At 72.3% G+C, this 20,011-nt stretch carries 16 protein-coding genes; 13 read left to right on the top strand and 3 right to left on the bottom strand.

The window, feature by feature from the left end:
* The first annotated feature begins 7 nt into the window (after positions 1–7).
* Both ACGF0J_RS15890 and ACGF0J_RS15895 read left to right on the top strand, forming a co-directional pair.
* The gene (locus tag ACGF0J_RS15890; RefSeq protein ID WP_393146231.1) at positions 8–3,271 is read left to right on the top strand and encodes a BTAD domain-containing putative transcriptional regulator; all 3,264 of its coding nucleotides are present in this window, start codon (positions 8–10) and stop codon (positions 3,269–3,271) included.
* A 110-nt stretch (positions 3,272–3,381) separates the two neighbouring features.
* Positions 3,382–4,587: an amidohydrolase family protein gene (locus tag ACGF0J_RS15895; protein ID WP_393146233.1), complete on the top strand. Its 1,206-nt coding sequence runs from the start codon at positions 3,382–3,384 to the stop codon at positions 4,585–4,587.
* 78 nt (positions 4,588–4,665) lie between these two features.
* Here ACGF0J_RS15895 and ACGF0J_RS15900 read toward each other — a convergent pair whose 3' ends face one another.
* Genes ACGF0J_RS15900 through ACGF0J_RS15910 form a run of 3 tightly spaced genes read right to left on the bottom strand, consistent with a single transcriptional unit; the run spans position 4,666 to position 7,587 of the window.
* The gene (locus tag ACGF0J_RS15900; RefSeq protein ID WP_393146235.1) at positions 4,666–5,643 is read right to left on the bottom strand and encodes an amidohydrolase family protein; all 978 of its coding nucleotides are present in this window, start codon (positions 5,641–5,643) and stop codon (positions 4,666–4,668) included.
* 41 nt (positions 5,644–5,684) lie between these two features.
* Positions 5,685–6,725, bottom strand: coding sequence for a leucyl aminopeptidase (locus ACGF0J_RS15905; protein ID WP_393146236.1), 1,041 nt, complete (start codon positions 6,723–6,725; stop codon positions 5,685–5,687).
* Positions 6,718–7,587, bottom strand: coding sequence for an alpha/beta fold hydrolase (locus tag ACGF0J_RS15910; protein WP_393146238.1), 870 nt, complete (start codon positions 7,585–7,587; stop codon positions 6,718–6,720). The genes ACGF0J_RS15905 and ACGF0J_RS15910 overlap by 8 nt, the downstream gene beginning before the upstream one ends.
* A gap of 232 nt (positions 7,588–7,819) precedes the next feature.
* On the opposite strand from ACGF0J_RS15910, the gene ACGF0J_RS15915 reads away from it, so the two are divergent.
* The 11 genes from ACGF0J_RS15915 (at position 7,820) to ACGF0J_RS15965 (ending at position 19,697) form a co-directional block, all read left to right on the top strand.
* Positions 7,820–8,551, top strand: a complete 732-nt coding sequence (locus tag ACGF0J_RS15915) for a GntR family transcriptional regulator (protein WP_393146240.1) — start codon at positions 7,820–7,822, stop codon at positions 8,549–8,551.
* A 148-nt stretch (positions 8,552–8,699) separates the two neighbouring features.
* Complete coding sequence (locus tag ACGF0J_RS15920) at positions 8,700–9,329, top strand: isochorismatase family protein (RefSeq protein WP_393146242.1); 630 nt, start codon at positions 8,700–8,702, stop codon at positions 9,327–9,329.
* Between the two features lie 10 nt (positions 9,330–9,339).
* The gene (locus tag ACGF0J_RS15925) at positions 9,340–10,350 is read left to right on the top strand and encodes an ABC transporter substrate-binding protein (protein WP_393146244.1); all 1,011 of its coding nucleotides are present in this window, start codon (positions 9,340–9,342) and stop codon (positions 10,348–10,350) included.
* A complete protein-coding gene (locus tag ACGF0J_RS15930; RefSeq protein WP_393146246.1) occupies positions 10,347–11,219 on the top strand; it encodes an ABC transporter permease in 873 nt (290 codons plus the stop codon). Before ACGF0J_RS15925 ends, ACGF0J_RS15930 begins: the two co-directional genes overlap by 4 nt.
* A complete protein-coding gene (locus ACGF0J_RS15935; RefSeq protein WP_393146248.1) occupies positions 11,216–11,965 on the top strand; it encodes an ABC transporter ATP-binding protein in 750 nt (249 codons plus the stop codon). Before ACGF0J_RS15930 ends, ACGF0J_RS15935 begins: the two co-directional genes overlap by 4 nt.
* Before the next feature lie 61 nt (positions 11,966–12,026).
* Positions 12,027–13,010, top strand: coding sequence for a fumarylacetoacetate hydrolase family protein (locus tag ACGF0J_RS15940; protein WP_393146250.1), 984 nt, complete (start codon positions 12,027–12,029; stop codon positions 13,008–13,010).
* Entirely contained in the window at positions 13,007–14,065 is a 1,059-nt protein-coding gene (locus ACGF0J_RS15945; RefSeq protein ID WP_393146252.1) for a zinc-binding dehydrogenase, read from the top strand. Before ACGF0J_RS15940 ends, ACGF0J_RS15945 begins: the two co-directional genes overlap by 4 nt.
* A 57-nt stretch (positions 14,066–14,122) precedes the next feature.
* A complete protein-coding gene (locus tag ACGF0J_RS15950; protein ID WP_393146254.1) occupies positions 14,123–15,076 on the top strand; it encodes a VOC family protein in 954 nt (317 codons plus the stop codon).
* 34 nt (positions 15,077–15,110) lie between these two features.
* On the top strand, positions 15,111–16,361 hold the full coding sequence (locus ACGF0J_RS15955; RefSeq protein WP_393146256.1) for a CaiB/BaiF CoA transferase family protein: 1,251 nt from the start codon (positions 15,111–15,113) through the stop codon (positions 16,359–16,361).
* On the top strand, positions 16,345–17,376 hold the full coding sequence (locus tag ACGF0J_RS15960) for a hydroxymethylglutaryl-CoA lyase (RefSeq protein WP_393146258.1): 1,032 nt from the start codon (positions 16,345–16,347) through the stop codon (positions 17,374–17,376). Before ACGF0J_RS15955 ends, ACGF0J_RS15960 begins: the two co-directional genes overlap by 17 nt.
* On the top strand, positions 17,358–19,697 hold the full coding sequence (locus ACGF0J_RS15965; RefSeq protein ID WP_393146260.1) for a pyruvate dehydrogenase: 2,340 nt from the start codon (positions 17,358–17,360) through the stop codon (positions 19,695–19,697). Before ACGF0J_RS15960 ends, ACGF0J_RS15965 begins: the two co-directional genes overlap by 19 nt.
* Positions 19,698–20,011: the final 314 nt, after the last annotated feature.

Genomic DNA, 20,011 nt, shown 5'->3' on the forward strand with positions numbered 1-20,011 from the left:
GGAGGTTATGGGGGCGGAACTGGAGTTCCGGCTGTTCGGTCCTCTGGAGGTGACCGCGGGCGGACGGGGTGTGCTGGATCTCGGCACGCGCAAGCAGCGGGCCCTGGTGGCGATGCTGGCGATGGAGCCCGGCCGGGTCGTCTCGCTGGATCGGCTGATCGGGCAGTTGTGGGCCGACGAGCCCCCCGCCGGAGCCACCCGGACCTTGCAGGCCTACATCGCGCCGCTGCGCCGGGCCCTGGAGCCGGAGCGCCTGCCGCGGACGCCGCCGAAGGTGCTCCTGACCCGCGAGCCGGGCTACCTGCTCGACGTCACGCCGGGCCAGGTGGACCTGTGGCGGTTCACCGCCTGGGCGGAGGAGGGCCGGGCGGCGCTGGCCCGCGGGGCGCACGACCGGGCCGTCGAGGTGCTCGAACAGGCCCTCGGCCTGTGGCGGGGGGAACCCCTGGGGGAGTTCGCCGACCACGAGTTCGCCCGACCCGTCATCGCCCGGCTGGCCGAGACCCGGGCCGCGTCCCTGGAGAACAGCTTCGACGCCCGGCTGGCACGGGGGGAGGCCGCCTCCCTGGTCGCGGGGCTGGAAGCGCTCGTGAAGGACGAGCCGTACCGGGAACGGGCCTGGTCCCTGCTGGTGCTCGCGCTCTACCGGGCCGGCCGCCAGGCCGACGCGCTGGCGGCGCTGCGCCGGGTGCGGACCAAGCTCGACGGGGACCTCGGCCTGACGCCGGGACCCGAGCTGCGGAAGCTGGAGAAGGCGGTGTTCGGCCAGTCGCCGGAGCTGCTCCCTGCGGCGCCCGAGCGGGCTCGCGTCGCCCGGCCCGAGCCGGCGCCCGCCGCCCGGCCCGAGCCGGAGCCGGACGAGGACCAGCTGATCGCGCGGTCGGCCCAGCTCGCGCTGGTGGAGCGGCGGCTGGCCGAGGCGCGGCGCGGGCAGGGCGGCGCCGTCCTCGTCACGGGCGAGGCGGGGATCGGCAAGACCCGGCTCGTCCAGGCCGCCGCCGACCTGGCCGTCGCGCGCGGCTTCCGCGTCGCCTGGGGGCGCTGCGCCGACGGCGTCGCGCCGGCCTTCTGGCCGTGGACACAGGTCCTGCGCGAAGCCGGTGACCGCTCCGGGCTGCTGTCGGAGCGGGCGCTCGACCCGCGGCAGGATCCCGACGTCGTGTTGTTCGGCCTGTACGAGAAGGTCGTGGACGTCCTGTCGGCGGGCGAGGCGCCGCTGGCCGTCGTCCTGGACGACCTGCACTGGGCGGACGTGTCCTCCTTGCGGCTGCTGGACTTCGTGGTCGGGGCGGCGGCCCGGCGTCGAATGCTCCTCCTCGTCACCAGCCGGCCCGAGCCCGGTGACCACGCCGACGCGCTGCGCGCCACGATGGCGGCGCTGACCAGGTCCGGCGACCGGCTCGCGCTGACGCCGTTCACGGTCGCGGAGGTGGCGTCCTACCTGCGTGCCAGGCGGGTGCCCGACGAGCCCGGCCGGGTCGCGTCCCTGCTGGACCGGACCGGCGGCAATCCCTTCTACCTGGGGGAGATCCTGCGCCTGCCCGGTGGCGAGGACGGGGTGCCGAGCGGCGTGCGCAGCGTGATCGAACACCGTGTGGCCCGGCTGCCCGAGGAGACGCGCACCCTGCTGCGGGCGGCGTCGGTAGCCGGGCGCGACGTCGGTGTCGACCTGCTGGAGTCCGTCACCGGAAGCACGGCCGAGCAGGTGATGGCCGCGCTGGACCCGGCGGTCGCGTCCGGGCTCCTGGTCGAACCGCCCGCCGGGCCCGACTACCGGTTCTCGCACGCTCTCGTCCAGGAGGCGCTCTACGCCGGACTCAGCCGGGTCGAACGTCTCCGCCTGCATCTGCGGACGGGCGAAGCGCTCGAAGCCGTCCTGCCCGAGACCGAGTCCGCCGTTCTGGCGCACCATTTCGCGAAGGCCGCGCGGCTGGGCGGCGCGGACAAGGCCGTGAGGCACGCCGCCCGCGCCGCCCGGCACGCGGCAGGTCAGCTCGCCCACGCGGAGGCCATCGGGTTCTGGGGGCTGGCCCTGTCCGCGCTGCCGCCCGGACGGGACGCCGAACGCGCCCGCTTCCTCACCGAGCGCGGCCATGCCGGCCGCGCCGTCGGCCGGCCGCAGGACGCCCGGCGGGACTGGGAGGAGGCGATCCGCCTCGCCCGGCAGATCGGTGACCGGGAGGTGCTGATCCCGGCGGTCACCGCCATCGGCGGGCCGTCGCTGTGGAACTGGCGCTCGTACGGCGTCGTGGACCACGACATGGTGGCCGTCATCGAGGACCTGCTGGACGGCCCGCTCGCCGACGCCGACCGCGCCGCCCTGCTGGGCGCGCTCGCCCTGGAGCTGCACTACGGCCCGCGCAGCGCCGAAGGTGAACGCCACGCCGTCGAGGCCGTCGCGCTGGCCCGCAAGGTCGGGGACGTCGCGCTGCTGGCCCGCACGATGAGCAACTACCTGCTCGCGGCGTTCCGGCCGGGCCGCAACGCCGAGCGGCGGGCGGTGGCGGAGGAACTGGCGGACCTGCCTGGTCTGCCGGTCAGCGGGGAGGTGACGGCGCGGGTCTTCCTGATGTCGTGTCTGCTGCGTGACGGCGACCTGGCCGGCTGGGACCGCGAGCTGGCCCGCTGCGAGGCGCTGCTGGCAGCGGTGCCCAGGCCGGAGCTGGAGTCCATGGTGCGCATCGCGCAGACCGCCCGCAGCACCCTCGAAGGCAGGTGGGACGAGGCCGAGGCCCTGCTCGACCGGTACGGCGACATGCGGTTCGGCTCGACCCTGTGGGGCGGCGCGTTCCGGCGCCTGGTGACCACGTTCACCTGCCGGCGGGGGCAGGGCCGGGTGGCCGAGATCGTCGACGATCTCGTCGCCGCCGCCTCCGGGCCGCACCTCACGCCGCTGCGGCCGGTCGCCGTGCTCGCGGCCGTCGAGGCCGGCCGGACCTCGCTGGCCCACGAGCTGATCGGCCGCTGGGGAACCGACACGCCCGACGACTGGGTGGCGGACTTCCTCCTGCCGGTCTGGGGCCTGGTCGCCGCCCGGCTGGGCACTCCCGACCCTCGGCAGCTCTACCAGCGGCTCGCCCCTTACGCGGAGCAGTTCGTCGTGGCCGGCATGGGCAGCGCCTGCTGGGGTTCCACCCATCTGGTGCTGGCCGAGCTGGCCGGCCGCATCGGCGCGGACGACGCGGCCGGCGAGCACGCCCGCGCGGCGCTGGAGGCGCACCGGCGGTACGGGCTGACCTACTGGGAGGAGCGGAGCCGCTCGCTGACGTGACGTGGGGCGGCTCCAGCCCGATCCCAGCTCGATCCCAGCCGCGGCGGGCCAGAGTCGAAGCCGTCGAGGACGCCGGCAGGGCGTCCGCAGATCGGATCGGAGATCGACAGATGAGCACGGTGATCAGCGACGTCCGCGTTTTCGACGGTGAGGAGGTGCTGCCCCGCGCCGACGTGCTGATCGAGGACGACCGCATCGCCCAGGTGGCCGCACCCGGCGCCCTGCCGCCCGCCGCGTCGGCGCGGGCCGCCCGGATCGACGGCACCGGGCGCACCCTGCTGCCGGGCCTGATCGACGCGCACACGCACGCCTTCGACGGCAGCCTCGCCCAGGCCCTGCGGTTCGGGGTCACCACCGAGCTCGACATGTTCGCCATGCCGGGCAACGTCGCCCGGCTGCGCCGCGCCGCCGCCGACGACACCGTCGCCGACGTGCGCACCGCCCAGGTCGGCGCCACCGCTCCCGAGGGTCACCCCATCCAGATCATGGGGGAGCTCTACGGGCCGTTCGACACGGTGGCCGACCCCGGTCAGGCCGAACCCTTCGTCCAGGCCCGGCTGGACGGCGGCGCCGACTACCTCAAGATCGTCATCGATGACGGCTCGTCGGGCGGGGACTCCCTGCCCTGCCTCACCCCGGCCGCCGTCACCGCCCTGGTCGAAGCGGGCCACGCGGCCGGGCTGACCACCATCGCGCACGTCGCCACCGCCCGCGACACCGCCGTCGCGCTGGACGCGGGCATCGACGGCCTGGCGCACATACCCACCGACGGGCACGGCGAGCGGATCGCCGCCCTCGCCGCCTCGTACGGCGTGTTCGTGATCGGCACCCTGTCGTTCACCGAGGCGATCACCGGTACCGAGGGGCGCGAGCTGTGGCGCGACGAGCGGGTCTGGGGACTGCTCGACGACCAGGCCCGCGCCGCCGCCACCGCGGACATCAGCGGTTTTCCCGTCGATCCCGACGGCATCGCCAACGCGCTGGAGACCGCCGCCGCGCTGCACCGCGCCGGCGTCCCCCTCCTGGCCGGCACCGACGCCAACGACGGCCCGCACGGCGGCTTCCTCGCCCTGCACGGCGCCAGCATCCACCGCGAACTCGTGCTGCTCACCAAGGCCGGTCTCAGCCCGGTGCAGGCGTTGGCCGCCGCGACCAGCGTGCCGGCCCGCCACTTCGGGCTGCGGGACCGCGGACGCGTCGCGCCCGGGCTGCGAGCCGACCTGGTCCTCGTCGACGGTGACCCGACCACGGACATCACCGCCACCCGGTCCGTCGTGGAGGTGTGGCGCCGCGGCACCCGCCACATCCGTCCCTGAGGCCGGTGCTCCCGCGAGGCTCGCGCGCCCCCCGGCGGCCCGCGGCGGCTCGCGGGGACGAAACGGCGCGCGAGGGCCTCAGTCCGGGCGCCGGCCGAGCAGCGCCAGGGCGTTGCCACCCAGAACCCCCGCGACGTCGCCGGGGGCGACGGCGGCCCGGACCAGGTCCAGGCCCCGGCGGGTGGACCAGTACGGGTAGTCGCTGGAGAACAGCAGCCGTTCGGGGCCGACCAGGCCGGCGAGGAGCCGCAGCGTCTCCGGCTGGTTGCACACCGTGTCGAACCACAGGCGACGCAGGTAGTCGGCGAACGGCCGGTCGAGCTTCGGCCACCACCCCTTGCCTCGGTACACCTCGATCCGGCCGCACAGGTACGGCAGGGTGCCGCCGGCGTGCGGATGGACCACCTTGAGGTCGGGGAAGCGGTCGAGCACGCCGCCCGTGATGAGCGCCATCGACGCGAAGCTGGTGTCGAACATGTAGCCGACGGCCACCTCCAGCCGGTGCTGGGCGACCCGCGGCTCACGGAAGGACCTCGTGGGATGCAGGAACACGGGCAGGCCGAGCTCCTCGGCCCGCGCGTAGACGGGCCACAGGGACTCGTCGGCCACCGACGCCCCGTTGACGTTGCCCGGCAGGTAGATGCCGGCCAGGCGCAACCGGTGAACCGCGTCGTCGAGCAGGTCGAGCGCCAGGTCCGGGAACTGCAACGGGAGGTGCATCAGGCCGGCGAAGCGCCCGGGGTGGGCCGTCTGGGCCCGGGACAGTTCCTCGTTGAGGAGCTGGCACAGGTCCCGGGCCTCGTCGCGGCCCCGTTCCGTGAGGTCTCCGGCCGCGGCGGTGCTGACGACGGCGGTGTCGATCCCGGCGTGGTCGAGCACCGCCACCTGGAAGTCCAGGTCGGTGAAGCGATGGTCGTACCGCCAGATCTCCTCGGGCGAGACCTCGTAGACGTAGCCCTCGGAGGTCTTCTCAGCTCTGGGACCCGTGCGGTTGTTCAACTGCGCGTCGAGGAACGCGGGCGGATACCAGTGCCACTGGCAGTCGATCACAGTCATGGACGCTCCATCGTGGGTGGTGGTCGGACGGGACCGCCGGCTCAGCGGCGGGAAGGGGCCTGGAGGTCACGCACCACGATGTCGCCGTCGATCACGACCGGCTCGTCGTCGAGGTACAGACTGCAGTCCCGCATCGGGATGTCGAGGTGGCAGGCGGTGTCGTTGGGCCCGCCCAGCTCGTTGTTCGGCCCGATCGAGAACATGACGTTGCCGTAGATGGACCGCAGCTCCATGCCCATGCCGCCGGGGAAGGACGGCTCGGCGAGCCCGTGCCAGTGGGCGCGCTCGTCGAGCCCCCAGCCGACGTGCGACATGCCGTAGCCGCGCGGGTCGTCGAACGACTTGATGTAGGAGCGGAGCAGATCCGCGTCGGAGCCGCCGCGGATGTCGGTGATGAACCCCTTCTCGATGGTGAACTCCACCGGGTTGGCCACGTAGCGGTTCTGCGGCAGCAGCACGTCGCCGGGGCCGAGCACGATCCGGCCGTCCACCCCGTCGTCGGCTCCGCCGGTGAACACGAAGCCCGCCGGCCAGTGGTCCCAGCGGCCGGGGGTGTCGGTGTAGCCGTACTCGGACATGGTCGGGTACGCGCCCAGCCGGTAGGTGACATCGGTGCCGTGCCGGTTGGTGAAGCGCAGGGTCGACGCCGAGCTCAGCAGTTCCGCGCCGGCCTCGACGCGTTCGCGGAGCTCGCGGCTGGGCGCCAGCCGCGCGAGCAGCTCGATCGGTTCGACGACCGTGAGGATCCGGGTGCCGGCGTTCTGGATGGCGAACTGCTCGGGGGAGAAGAGCAGGAAGGCGAGGTCGACGACCATGTCGGCGCGCTCCAGCGCGGCGACCGCCTCCGGGTTCGTGGCGAGTTCGGTGGCGCCCACCGACCAGTTGCCGTCCGTGGGGAGCAGGTGCGGCAGCCGCATGTGGTAGGCGTTCGCCCACAGGCTCTTCGCCGCGTACATGAACGCGTCGGCGTAGTCGAGGCGCAGCCTGCCCTGCGACAGGACCACGACCTGCTCGCCCTCGCGCACGCCGCACAGGGTCAGCTGTCGCTTGAACAGGTCGTGGACGAGGCTCTGGTCAAACATCTTCTCTCCTCCGGAGATAGGGACGGATCGCCGTCAAGAAGGCTCGCGGGTTGTCCCACGGCACCATGTGCCCGGCCCCGGGTACGGCGACGAGGGGCACCTCGGGGTTGAGCCGCCCGAGCTCCTGGACGTCCTGCGCGGTCACGACCGGACTCCGCTCGCCGTAGACCAGCACCGCCGGCCCGTCGAGCCGGCTCCACAGCTCGTGGAAGTCCTCGCTGTGGAAGCCCTGCAGCGTTTCGACCACCGCCTGGCGGTCGCAGGTCCGGAGCTCCTGGGCGCGGATCCGGAGCTCGCGGTCCGGCCACGCCGGATATCTGGATCGGATCTGCTCCGGCCCCGCCCCGCCCGCGACCTCGTCGAGCTGGTCGAGGAAGTCCTGGCGGGTGGTGGGGTACGGACGCCGGCCGGGCCCGCTGAGCGGCGGGTCGACCAGGACGAGTGCGGAGCGGCGCCCGGGGTGGGCCACGGCGTACCACGCGGCTATCCGGGCCCCCAGCGAGTGGCCCAGCAGGGCCGGGGCCGCCAGGTGGAAGGTCTCCACCAGCGCGGCCACGTCGCTCACGTAGTGCCGCAGGGTGTGCCGACCCGCCGCCGCCCGACCGGACCGGCCGCGACCGCGCAGGTCGGGGACGTACACGGTGTGGCTGCCGGTGAGCTCGGCGGCGATGAACTCGGCCGCGAAGGCCGTGGTGGTGATCCCGGGCAGCAGGATCAACGGCGGCGCGTCCTGGTCGGCACGGTAGCGGAGCACCCGCAGCCGCACGTCGCCGGCGTCGACGTCCAGGCTCTCTCCCGATGGCTGGAGATGCGTGCCGGAAGGCGTCGTGGGGTGGACCGCTTGTCGCTGTGGGTGTGTCACGTTACCGCCCGGGTTTCTGATGGCGACCGAGCTCGGTCGCGCATGCCCATAAGTGGACACACTTTGGCCGTCAGGTGTCAAGGGTTCGTTAGCATCTCGCCCTGAGGGTGGGTACAGTAAGGTCACGATCAGATGTCCGGGAAAGGGGGGCGGCCCCGGGCTTCCCGCATGTGATCCGGCGCGCCCCTTAAGATGATCTTCGCGCGCCGCCGACTGGATGGGGAGACACGTGATGACCGCTGGACCCGTTCCGGCCTCCAAGGCGCCCGGTCGCCGGCTGGTGATCGACATCCACACCCTGGTGCGCAACCTGATCCTGGACGGGGACCTGGCCCCGGGGACGACGGTCACCCAGGCCGAGCTGGCGCGCAGGCTCGGGGTGAGCCGCACCCCCCTGCGGGAGGCGTTCCGGATGCTCCAGGAGGAGGGCCTGATCGTGACGGCCCCCAACCAGCGGGCGCGCATCAGCGACATCGACGTCGCCCATGTCGACCAGGTCTACGCGGCCCGGATCCTGCTGGAGTCCCTGCAGGTCGCCCTCATGTTCTCCGAGCTGACCCCGGAGCGGCTGGAGGAGATGTCCGTCCTGCTCGACCAGATGGGCAAGTTCGCCGAAGCCGGCGAGTGGGACCGGTGGCAGGTCGCCCACCAGCGCTTCCACGCCGTGCACAGCGCGGCGGCCGTGGGCCAGGTCCAGCAGATGCTCGCCGGGCTCGCCGAGCACAGCCAGCGGTACGTGCGCAAGAACCAGGCGCGCAGGGCCGAGTCGCTGACGATGGCCAACCGCGAGCACGCCGCGCTGCTCGACGCGCTGCGGGGAGGTGACCAGGCGGTGGCCATCGACACCATCGTCCGCCACCTGGCGAGGACCGCCCTGACGGTCATGGCCGACAGCGCCCCCGAGTACGAGCCGGTCGCGGTGCGGACGGCGTTGCGGCTCGCCATGAGGTCCTCCGGCGGCTGAGTGCGCTTTCGTCGCGCCTTGGCGGGGGACCGGCATGCCTTATCAAGGTGTATCCAGTTTCTGAAAAAGTGGATACACCTGTTGACTCCTCTCGCGGCAGTGTGTGTACTTTGTCCCACGCGCACCATCCGCTGTCGAGGAGGCACAGATGCTGAAGACGCGTTATGCGGACGCAGGATTCGGGCGGCGGGTGCGCCGCGGGGAGCGTCCCGCCGTGGTCGTCGTCGACTTCAGTATCGGCTTCACCGATCCTGACCTGCCGACGGGGGCCGACATGTCCGCCGAGGTCGAGGCGTGCTCGACGCTGCTTCGGCTGGCACGGGAACGGGACATCCCCCGGATCTTCACCACGATCGCCTACGACGGACCCCAGGACGAGGTGGCCTGGTGGGACAAGGCGCCGGGACTGAGCGCCCTGGTCACGGGGTCACGGGCCGTCGAGATGGACCCGCGGCTCGGCGTACGGGCCGACGAGGCGTGCCTGGTGAAGAAGGGCCCGTCCGCGTTTCACGGAACCGACCTGGCAGGCTGGCTGACGGCGCGCCGCGTGGACACCTTGATCGTCTGTGGCGCCACCACCAGCGGATGCGTGCGCGCCACGGTCGTCGACGCCGTGCAGGCGGGATTTCGGACGCTCGTCCCGAGGGAGTGCGTGGCCGACCGGGCACGCCCGCCGCACGAAGCCAGCCTCTTCGACATGGATCAGAAGTACGCCGACGTGCTGAGCCTGGACGAGACTCTCGCCTATCTCGCCGGCGGCGCAGGAAAGACAGGGTAGGAGCACTGTGATGATCTACCGGAAGGGCGCCATCGGCGCCACCGCCGTCCTGCTCGCCATAGCGGCGTGCGGCACCGGCGGTCAGCAAGGATCCGGCAGCGGAGCGACGTGCGACAACTTCACGCTGGCCGCGCTCGACGACGACTCCCACCGCACGGCGTACTACGCGATCGATCGCGGTCACGTCACCTCTGACGTGATCGGGAAGCTGGACGTGGAGTACATGCAGATCCCCGCGCTGATCCAGGCGACCGGGTCAGGCCAGTACGACGTCGTGGCGACGTCCTTGCCCGGTCTGGTCCAGGCCCGCGAGAAGGGCAAGGTCGACCTGCGGATCGTCGGTCTCATCCAGGCACAGACGGGTGGCGGGACGAAGACCTACGTCCGCGCCGACTCTCCCATCAAGACCGGCAAGGACCTCAAGGGCAAGACGGTCGGCGTGACCGGATTCGGGTCCAGCGTCACGATGACCGCGCAACTGGTCTACACGGAGAAGTACGGCCTCAACAGCAAGCAGGAGGGCGGCGACGTCAACTACGTCGAACTCGATCCGCAGACGCTGCTCAACGCCCTGGAGAAGGGTGACGTGGACGCGGCCGTGCTCTTCCACCAGGCCGGGTGGCGCGCGTCCAAGGACGGCAAGTTCCGCGTCGCGGCCGCCGTCGACCAGGACTTCCGCGAGCTGGGCGACGCCTGGCTGGTCGGCGCCGCGCTGGTCACCGAGGCCGACGTGCTCGCCGAGAAGGCGGCCTGCGTCACCGAGTTCCAGCGGATGATCCGCGAGTCCGTCGCCTACGCCGAGGCGAACGTCGCCTCGTTCGCCGGTGACATCAGCAAGGAGACCGGCGTCGATCCGGAGTTCATCAAGTACTGGTGGAACGGCGAGTCCTACCGGTTCGGCGGAACCACCGACGCGGAGTGGGTCGGGTGGGCCAAGGCGTTCTACACGATCGCCCAGCGCAACGGGTACCTCCCCGTGAACCCGGACCTCAACGCGATCGTGGTCAAGGACCGCTCATGACCGACGACAGCCCGCGCGGAACGATCGCCGCGAACCCCGACGCCCGGAACGTTCCAGCCGAGCCGGCCCGTGTCCCGGCGGCCAGGCGCGGCCGGACCAGGACCGGCTCCCGGCTTCCCGCGCACCTGCTGGCCAACGGCGCGCTGGTGCTCGCCCTGGCCCTGTGGTGGTGGTTCTCCGAGCGGGCGTCGCCGATGGAACTGCCCGGCCCCCTCGTCGTCGCCGAGAAGACGATCGACCTGCTGGTCGGCCAGGACGCCGAGCACACCTGGACCTCGATGTTCAGGATCCTGCTGTCCGTGCTCCTCGCGATGGCCATCGGCGGCGCGCTGGTCTTCCTGAGCAGCACGGTGCCCGTCACCTCCCTGCTGGTCGGCAGTCGCCTGCTGCCCTTCTTCAACAGCGTCCCCGCGCTGGGCTGGGCGATCCTCGGCGTCATCTGGTTCGGGGTGGGGGACTTCGCGGCGGTGTTCGTGGTCACCGCGATCCTCATCCCGTTCTGCCTGGTGAACCTGTGGGAGGGGATGCGGGCGATCGACCCCGGCCTCAGGGAGATGGGGCGCAGCTTCACCAGGTCACGGGCGCGCGTGCTGATCTCCATCGAGCTTCCGCTGCTGATGCCGTACATCTTCGCCGCGGTGCGCCTGTCGTTCTCCGTGGGCTGGAAGGTCGCCATCATCGCGGAGTTCTTCGGCGCCCGGAGCGGCCTCGGCCTGGTGATGAACCGGGCGAGGCAGTCCTTCGACACGCCGACGGTCTTCGCCTCCATCGTCGTCGTACTGATCATCGTCGTGGTCACCGAACGGCTGATCTTCGATCCGGTGGCACGTTGGTTCGCCCGCCGAACCGGGACGGAAGTGGCAGGATGAACGCGATCGACACGCGCGGCCTGACGGTGGCCTTCGACGGCCAGACCATCATGAGCGGCATCGACCTCACCATCCGCGACGGGGAGCTGGCCTGCCTCCTCGGACCCAGCGGGTGCGGCAAGTCGACGATGCTGAGGATCTTCGGCGGGCTCGTCGACTTCCAGGGCGGCGAGGTGAGCGTCCACGGCGATCCCCCGGCCCGGAGCTGGCACCGGCTGGCCTACGTCTTCCAGGCCGCCCGGCTGGTGCCGTGGCGTTCCGCGCTGGACAACGTGGTGCTCGGCATGAAGCTGCGCGGCGTCACCGGCGACAGGCGTGAGCTGCGGGAACGAGCCCGCAACTACATGGACGTCGTCGGCATCGGCGCGCTGGCGGACCGGCCCGGGTACGCCCTGTCGGGCGGCGAGCAGCAGCGGGTCTCGATCGCCCGGGCCCTGGCCGTCGACCCCGACATCCTGCTGATGGACGAGCCCTTCAGCGCCCTGGACGTGCAGACGCGCAAACGCCTGCAGCAGGAGATCGTCGCGCTGTGGCAGCGCACCGGACTCACCATCGTCCTGGTCACCCACGACGTGAACGAGGCCCTCACCGTCGGCAACCGCGTCGTCGTGTGCTCCCCCAAACCCACCCAGATCCTCGCCGACCACGACGTGGACCTGCCGTACCCGCGCAATCCGGCGTCCCCGGCCTTCCGCGAGCGGCACGACCAGATCGTCCGCCACTTCGGAGCGGACGAGGCCGCGTGAGCACGGCACCGCAAGGCGCGATTGACGTGATCTTCTCTCCCGACCATGAAGGAGCTTGGCGATGACGCTGGAAGCACCCGTCCCGGGGGCCCTGTTCCGTCTGGGAACGGCTCTGGAGGGTGACCGGGACACGGTGGTGGTGGAGTCCGGCGGCGCGCTGCGCCGGCTGTCGGACCTCCTGCCGGACATCCCGGGGGACGCGACCCTGGTCGAGCTCATCGGGAGCGGGTGGGAGACGCTGCTGGACCGCATCGCCGAGGCCCTTGCCGGCGGCGCCGCCGCACCCCTGCCAGACGCGGCGGACGTGCGCTGGCGGGCTCCCGTCGTGCATCCGAACAAGCTCATCTGCATCGGGGCCAACTACAAGGACCACATACGCGAGATGGGCCTGAGCCTTTCCTCGCTCCCGGCCTACCCGTACAGCTTCATCGTCCCGCCCGCCACGACGCTGGTGGGCACCGGGGAGCAGGTCGCCGTACCGCGCATGGCCAAGCGGATCGACTGGGAGGCCGAGGTCGCCGTGATCATCGGGTGCCGGGCGCGGGACGTCGCACCCGACGAGGCGCACGGCTGCATCGCGGCGTTCGCCGTGCTCAACGATCTGTCGGCCCGCGACTGGAGCGGCCCGAACGCCCCCTCCGTGGGCATCGACTGGGTGATGACCAAGGCCTACGACGGGTTCAAACCCATGGCGCCGTTCCTCACCCCCGCGCGCTTCGTCGGCGCGCCGGACCGGCTGCGGGTGCGTTCCTGGGTGAACGGACAGCCGAAACAGGACGGCACCACCGCCGACATGGTGTTCGACTTCGCCTCGATCGTCGCGCACCTGTCCCGCATCATGACGCTGGAGCCCGGCGACGTGATCGCCACCGGCACGCCGGCCGGGGTCGGGCACGGCCGCAAGCCTCCGGAGTACCTCGTCGCCGGTGACCACGTCGCGGTCGAGGTCGAACTGCTCGGCAGGGTGGAGACGACCCTGGTCGAGGATCTCGCCGTGGTCGGCGCCGCCCAGGAGATCTCCGCCCCCGGAGGGGCACGCCGATGAGCGAGGCGGCGATGATGCGCGCGGTCGTGCTGACCAAGCACGCGACGCCGCCGGAGGAGATGACCGTCCGGCAGTGGCCGCGTCCGGTTGCCGGACCCGGCGAGGTGCTGATGCAGGTGCGCACCGTCACCGCCGCGTCGATCGACGCGCAGGTGCGCAGCCGCCCCCTCACCACGCTGCCCAGGATCCTCGGCCAGGACCCGGCCGGGGTCGTCGCGGAGGTCGGCGCGGGAGTGCGTCGTTTCCGGGCGGGGCAGCGCGTGACCGTCAGCGGCTTCCAGTCCTGCGGCTCCTGCGACTCCTGCCGGGAGGGCCGCCCCTTCTGCGAACGGCACGAGGTGGTCGGCATGCAGCGGGACGGAGGGCAGGCCGAGTACGTCGCCGTGCCCGAGGAGGTCGTCGTGGCCATCCCGGACGGCGTCGGCTTCGCCGAGGCGTCCGTCATGGCGATCACCTACCCGATCGCGTGGAACCTGGTCGCCGTCAACGGCCGGATCGGACCGGGTGAGCGGGTGCTGGTCATGGCGGCTGCGGGCGGTGTGGGCATGGCCTGCGTCCAGGTGGCCCGCGCGCTGGGCGCCGAGGTCGTCGCGGCAGTCGGCGCCCCGTGGAAGGCCGAACGGCTGCGGGAACTCCTCGGCATCGACACGGTGGTCGACTACTCGGAGCCGGACTGGCCGCAGCGCGTGCGCCGGATCGCCGGCTCGCGCGGAGTAGACCTCGTGGTGGAGAACGTCTCCGACCCGGTCCTGTTCGACGGCGCGATGGAAACCCTCGCGATGGGCGGCCGCCTGGTCACCTGCGGCGCGCACGGAGGCGGCTCCGTCACCGTCGACATCCGCAGCCTGTATCTCCGGCGGCAGTCGATCATCGGAGTGAACATGCCCGACCGCGACGTGGTCGCCGAGGTGTGGAAACTGATCGAGGGGCGGCAACTCCCGCTGCCGCCGCTGGACGGGGAGTACCCGCTGGAGGAGCTGCCCGCCGTGCACCGCCTGATCGCATCCCGCAGGTCGGTGGGGCGTACGGTCATCCGGGTCAGGGCGGACGAGTAGTGAACGCCCCCCGCCGGCCCACACACAGCATCGAACATCTCACAACCTGGAGTCCTGATGCCCACCCCACTTCCGCCTGAGGAGCGGTCCACCGTCCGGACCTCGCCGATCACGCACACCCGCTACCTGGCGATCGGCGCCCCCGACTACGGCAAGCTGGTGAACTTCTACGGCTCCACCTGGGGGCTGCGGCCGGTCGCCGACGACACCGGGGTGACGTTCTTCGCGGCCGAGGCGAGCACGGAACAGTTCGTGTTCCGCGTGCGGGAGGCCGACGAACGGCGCGTCGACCTGATCGCCTTCGCCGTGTCCACCCCGGCCGAGGTCGATCGGCTCTGCGAACGGCTGGGACGCGACGGCGTCCGCATCGACCGGACGCCGCAGCCGCTGATCACGCCCGGCGGCGGCTACGGGTTCCGGTTCTTCGACCCCGACGGCCGCCTGGTGGAGATCTCCTGCGAGGTCGGCACGCGCCAGGCGCGCGAGCTGGCCGAACGTGAGGACATCCCGAGCCGGCTCAGCCACGTCGTCTTCAACACCGCGAACCTCGCGGCGGTGATCGCCTTCTACGAGAGGTATCTCGGCTTCCGGGTCTCCGACTGGGTGGCGGACCGGATGGTGTTCATGCGCTGCCAGCGCGACCACCACACGCTGGGGTTCGCCGCCGCCGGGCACGCCTCGCTGAACCACGTCTCGTTCGAGATGCGGGGTATCGAGGAGTACATGCGCGGCACCGGACGCATGATGCGCTCGGGATTCCCGGTGCTGTGGGGCCCGGGCCGGCACGGCCCCGGCGACAACACCTTCTCGTACTTCCGCTCACCCGACGGCAACGTGGTCGAGTACACCACCGCGCTGACGCAGGTCGACGAGGACACCTGGGTCCCCTGCCGATGGGAGCCCGACGGCGAGGAAGCCGACCAGTGGGGCACCGCCAACCCCATCGACGAGTTCATCCCCGTGGCGATCGGGGAATCCGACCCCGGCCTGTGGACCGCGCCGCCGCTCTGACCGGCTCCCCGGACGACCTATGTACAGGAGAAGCATGACTACCGCCGACCGGCTGCCGGACGAACGACCGGCCGCCACCCGCGATGCCTCAGGCCCGTTGGCGGGCCTGCGCGTGATCGAACTGGGATCCGTGGTGGCCGGTCCCTTCGCCGGCCGCCTGCTGGGCGACCTCGGCGCTGATGTGATCAAGGTGGAGGCGCCCGGCCAGCCGGACCCATTGCGGGACTGGGGCCAGGAGAGCTACCGAGGCCACAAGCTGTGGTGGACCGTCCACGCCAGGAACAAGCGGTGCGTCACGCTGAACCTCCGCACCGCGCAGGGGCAGCGGCTGCTGCTGGACCTGATCTCCAACGCGGACGTCGTCGTGGAGAACTTTCGGCCCGGGACCCTGGAACGGTGGAATCTCGGATACGAGCAGATGCGCGCCGTCAACCCCGGCATCGTGCTGTGCCGGGTCTCCGGCTTCGGGCAGACGGGCCCCTACAGCCACCGCGCGGGCTACGCGTCGGTGGCGGAGGCCATGGGAGGGCTGCGGGCCATCAACGGCTTTCCCGACCAGCCGCCGCCACGGATGGGCATCTCCCTCGGTGACTCCCTGGGCGGCCTCTTCGCGGCGCAGGGCATCCTGGCCGCGCTCGTGCACCGCGACCGCACCGGCGAGGGCCAGGTCGTCGACGTCGCGCTGACCGAGTCGTGCCTGGCCATGCTGGAGTCCGTCATTCCGGAGTACGACCGGCTGGGCCGGATTCGGCGGCCCGGCGGGACGCGGCTGGAGGGGATCGCCCCGTCCAACCTGTTCCGCGCCAAGGACGGCACCTGGGTGATCATCGCGGCGAACCAGGACACGGTCTTCCGGCGGCTGTGCGAGGTGATGGGCATGCCGGAACTCGCCGCCGACCCCCGTTTCGCCAGCCATGAGGCCCGCGCCGCCCACCAGGACGAGATCGAGGGGATCGTCGCCGAGTGGGCCGGCCGGCACGACTCCGACCACCTCCTGGACCTGCTGGGCGACAGCGGCGTCGCCGCGGGCCCCGTCTACACCGTCGACCAGATCGTGCGCGACCCGCACTTCACCGCCAGGCAGATGCTCGTCCCGCACCATGACGAGAGGCTCGACGAGAAGGTGCTCGGCCCGGGAGTGGTTCCGAAGTTCTCCCGCACGCCGGGCTCCGTCCGGTGGGCGGGACCCGCCACACCGGGCGAGGACAACGAGGACGTGTACACGGCGATACTGGGCCTGTCCCCAGCCGACCTGAAGGAGCTGGCCGATGCGGGCGTCATCTGACACGGCATCCGAGACCGCATCCGAGACCGCATCCGACACCGCATCCGAGACCGCATCCGATGCGGCACCCGACACCGGCCTGCCCCGGCGGATCGACGTCCGCGAGGTCGGTCCCCGTGACGGGCTGCAGAACGAGCGGCCGATCCCGACCGAGGCGAAACTCGACATCGTCCGGCACCTCGTGGCAGCGGGCGCGCGGCGGATCGAGGCGACCTCGTTCGTCTCCCCGAGGGCGGTGCCGGCCCTCGCCGACGCGGCCGACGTCGCGGCGGCCCTGACGCAGTGGCCGCACGTCAGATGGTCCGCCCTGGTCGCCGGCGTGCGCGGCGCGGAGCGCGCCGTCGCGGCCGGCATCACCGACGTCGAGTACGTGGTCTCGGCCGCGGACGGGCACAGCCGGGCCAACGTCGGGCGGACGACCCGTGAGGCGCTCGACCTCGTGCCGCGCGTGGCCGACATCGTCCACGAGGCGGGCGGGAACCTCGAAGTGATCATCGCGACCGCCTGGGACTGCCCCTTCGACGGGGAGACACCCGCCGACCGGGTACGGGAGATCGTCGACAGCGCGCTGCGCGACGGCGCCGACGAGATCTGCCTGGCCGACACGATCGGCACCGTGACACCGGGGCGGCTCCTGTCGCTGCTCCATGAGACGCGTCGCGTCGCCCCGGGACTCGATGTCGCCGTTCACCTGCACAACACCCGGGGGACCGGCCTGGCCTCGGCGTACGCCGCGCTGCTGGCCGGCGTCACCCGGCTCGACGCGTCGATCGGCGGTCTCGGAGGCTGCCCCTTCGCGCCGGGTGCGAGCGGGAACATCGCCACCGAGGAGCTCGTCTACCTGGCGCACGATCTCGGCATCGAAACCGGTCTTGACCTGGAAGGACTGCTGGCGGCGGCCCGCCGCGCCGAGGAGTTGCTGGGCGCCGCCCTGCCCAGCGGGCTGCTGCGCGCCGGTGACCGCCTGCGGCCGCCGGCCGGCGGAGGTGAGCTCGCATGCGCGGCGCAGCGGTGACCCCCGTGCGGGAGAGCGCGGAGTACGACACGCTCGCGCGGATCGAGGAGCGGGTGCTGTGGCTGTCGACCGCGATGATCCATCACGCGAACCGGGTGCGGCCCAACCCCTCCGCGCTGAAGATCGGCGGGCACCAGGCGTCGTCCGCGTCGATGGTGTCGATCATGACGACCCTGTGGTTCAGGCACCTGCGGGCGCAGGACCGGGTGTCGGTGAAGCCGCACGCGTCTCCCGTGCTGCACGCGATCAATTACCTGCTGGGTGAGCTGGACGCGTCCTACCTGACCCGGCTGCGGGAGTTCGGCGGGCTGGAGAGCTATCCGAGCCGGACCAAGGACCCGGACCCGGTGGACTACTCGACCGGGTCGGTCGGCATCGGCGCCACCGCCCCGATCTGGGGAGCGATCGCCCGCCGCTACACCGAGCACGCGTTCGGAGGCGCGGGCACGGGGCGGCAGTACTCGTTGCTGGGCGACGCCGAGCTCGACGAGGGCGCGGTGTGGGAGGCGATCCTCGACCCGGTGGTGGCGGAACTGGGAGAGATCGTCTGGGTGGTCGACCTCAACCGGCAGTCGCTGGACCGGGTCGTGCCGCACCTCGCCGCGGACCGGCTGCGCGGCATGTTCGCCGCCGCCGGATGGCAGGTCCTGACGGTGAAGTACGGCAGCCGGCTGGAGGAGTTGTTCTCCCGGCCGGGCGGCGCGGCCCTGCGCGCCCGGATCGACGCGATGCCCAACCCGGAGTACCAGCGCGTCCTGCGTTGCGACGCGGCGGAGCTGCGCAGGCGGCTGCCCGGCGAAGGCCCCGACCGTGACGCGGTCGCCGAGCTGATCGCCGGGCTGGACGACGACGTCCTGTCGGCCGCGATCGCGAACCTCGGCGGGCACGACCTCGGCGCTCTTGACCGGGCCTTCGCCGCCATCGACGACAGCAGGCCCACGGTGATCTTCGCCTACACCGTCAAGGGCCACGGGCTGCCCACGCAGGGACACCCGCAGAACCACGCCTCCCTGCTGACCACCGAGCAGATGCGGGAGCTGGCGCGGAGGCTTGGCACCGACCTGGACCACCCGTGGCCGCGGTTCCCCGACGGCAGCGACGCGGCGACGCTCTGCAGCGCGGTGGCCGGGCGGCTGCGGCGGCGCAACCCGCCCACGCGGCGGCCTCCCGAGGTGCCGGCCGACTTCGGCCGCACCCCTTCCGGAACGGCGACCACCCAGGCCGCGCTGGGCAGGGCGCTGCTCGATCTGAACCGCGCGGCGCCCGAGGCGGCCAGGCGGGTCGTGACGGTCAGCCCGGACGTGAGCTCGTCGACCAATCTGGGCGGCTGGGTTAACAAGGTCGGTGTGTGGTCGGCGACCGAGCGCCGGGACTGGTTCGCCGACGACACGGAGACGATCCTGCACTGGCGGGAGAGCCCGGCCGGGCAGCACATCGAACTGGGCATCGCCGAGACCAACCTGGTGGGCCTGATCGGTGAACTGGGCGCCACCTGGAGCCGGTGGGGCGAGCCGCTGTTCCCCATCGGGGTGCTCTACGACCCGTTCGTGGGACGGGCCCTGGAACCGTGGTCGTACGGCATGTACGCCGGAGGCCGGTCGATTCTCGTCGGCACGCCCTCGGGTGTCACCCTCGCACCGGAGGGAGGCGCGCACCAGTCGGTCATCACGCCGTCCATCGGGATGGAGCAGCCGGGGTGTGTCACCTACGAGCCGGCGTTCGCGATCGACACGGAATGGGTGCTGCTGGCCGGCCTCGCCCGCCTGGGCGAGCCCGACGGCAGCTCCGCCTACCTGCGGCTGTCGACCAGGCCGGTCGACCAGGCGCTCGCCGCGGTGCCGGCGGATCCGGCCGCGCGCGAACGACGGCGCCGCCAGGCGGTGGCCGGCGCGTACGCGCTGCGGCGCGCGGACAGCCCGAGGGTCACCGTCGCCGCGATGGGCGCGGTGGTCACCGAGGCGCTGGCGGCCGCGGACCGGCTGGCGGGCATGGGCGTCGCCGCCGACGTCGTGTGCGTGACGAGTCCCGATCTGCTCTACCGCGCCGTGCGCGCCCGCCAGGGGCACGAGCGTGCCGAGGACTGGATCCTCGACCAGGCGTTCCCCGCCGAGCGGGCCACCCCGTTGGTCACTGTGCTCGACGGCCATCCCCACACTCTGGCGTTCCTTGGGACCATCCACCGCGTGCCGGTCACCTCGCTGGGGGTGACCTCCTTCGGCCGCTCGGGTTCGCTGGAGGCCGTCTACCGCCATCACGGCCTCGACACCGACAGCATCACCCGCGCCGCCCTCGACGTGGTGGGCGACGTGCCCGGCCGCTGACTCCTCCCTCGCCGGCCGGGTGGTCCGGCCTGACCCGGCCAGGCCCTGGCGTGACCCCTGTGACCGGCCACGCCGGGGTCGCGGGCGACGCCCACACCCGGATGGCGCGTCCGCGGCCCCTCGACCGGGCTGACCGCCCGGTCAAGGGGGCCGTCATCACCGGTATACGCAACGTCACCACCCGGCGAGTTTCCGGCCGCCGAGCTGCGGACATCCCCATGTCACCAGCCCAGTCAAGCCCTCGGACGCACCTCGCTGAGGCCCGGCCCCGGCGCGGTCCACCGGCGTCCGGCCACCCCCGTCTGGAGGCCGCC

Origin of the sequence: Nonomuraea sp. NPDC047897 (assembly GCF_043204415.1) — a bacterium.
Taxonomy (GTDB): Bacteria; Actinomycetota; Actinomycetes; order Streptosporangiales; family Streptosporangiaceae; genus Nonomuraea.

Coding starts and splice junctions, on each gene's coding strand:
- ACGF0J_RS15890 (WP_393146231.1), top strand. CDS start 8: ATGGGGGCGGAACTGGAGTTCCGGCTGTTCGGTCCTCTGGAGGTGACC.
- ACGF0J_RS15895 (WP_393146233.1), top strand. CDS start 3,382: ATGAGCACGGTGATCAGCGACGTCCGCGTTTTCGACGGTGAGGAGGTG.
- ACGF0J_RS15900 (WP_393146235.1), bottom strand. CDS start 5,643: ATGACTGTGATCGACTGCCAGTGGCACTGGTATCCGCCCGCGTTCCTC.
- ACGF0J_RS15905 (WP_393146236.1), bottom strand. CDS start 6,725: ATGTTTGACCAGAGCCTCGTCCACGACCTGTTCAAGCGACAGCTGACC.
- ACGF0J_RS15915 (WP_393146240.1), top strand. CDS start 7,820: ATGACCGCTGGACCCGTTCCGGCCTCCAAGGCGCCCGGTCGCCGGCTG.
- ACGF0J_RS15920 (WP_393146242.1), top strand. CDS start 8,700: ATGCTGAAGACGCGTTATGCGGACGCAGGATTCGGGCGGCGGGTGCGC.
- ACGF0J_RS15925 (WP_393146244.1), top strand. CDS start 9,340: ATGATCTACCGGAAGGGCGCCATCGGCGCCACCGCCGTCCTGCTCGCC.
- ACGF0J_RS15930 (WP_393146246.1), top strand. CDS start 10,347: ATGACCGACGACAGCCCGCGCGGAACGATCGCCGCGAACCCCGACGCC.
- ACGF0J_RS15935 (WP_393146248.1), top strand. CDS start 11,216: ATGAACGCGATCGACACGCGCGGCCTGACGGTGGCCTTCGACGGCCAG.
- ACGF0J_RS15940 (WP_393146250.1), top strand. CDS start 12,027: ATGACGCTGGAAGCACCCGTCCCGGGGGCCCTGTTCCGTCTGGGAACG.
- ACGF0J_RS15945 (WP_393146252.1), top strand. CDS start 13,007: ATGAGCGAGGCGGCGATGATGCGCGCGGTCGTGCTGACCAAGCACGCG.
- ACGF0J_RS15950 (WP_393146254.1), top strand. CDS start 14,123: ATGCCCACCCCACTTCCGCCTGAGGAGCGGTCCACCGTCCGGACCTCG.
- ACGF0J_RS15955 (WP_393146256.1), top strand. CDS start 15,111: ATGACTACCGCCGACCGGCTGCCGGACGAACGACCGGCCGCCACCCGC.
- ACGF0J_RS15960 (WP_393146258.1), top strand. CDS start 16,345: ATGCGGGCGTCATCTGACACGGCATCCGAGACCGCATCCGAGACCGCA.
- ACGF0J_RS15965 (WP_393146260.1), top strand. CDS start 17,358: ATGCGCGGCGCAGCGGTGACCCCCGTGCGGGAGAGCGCGGAGTACGAC.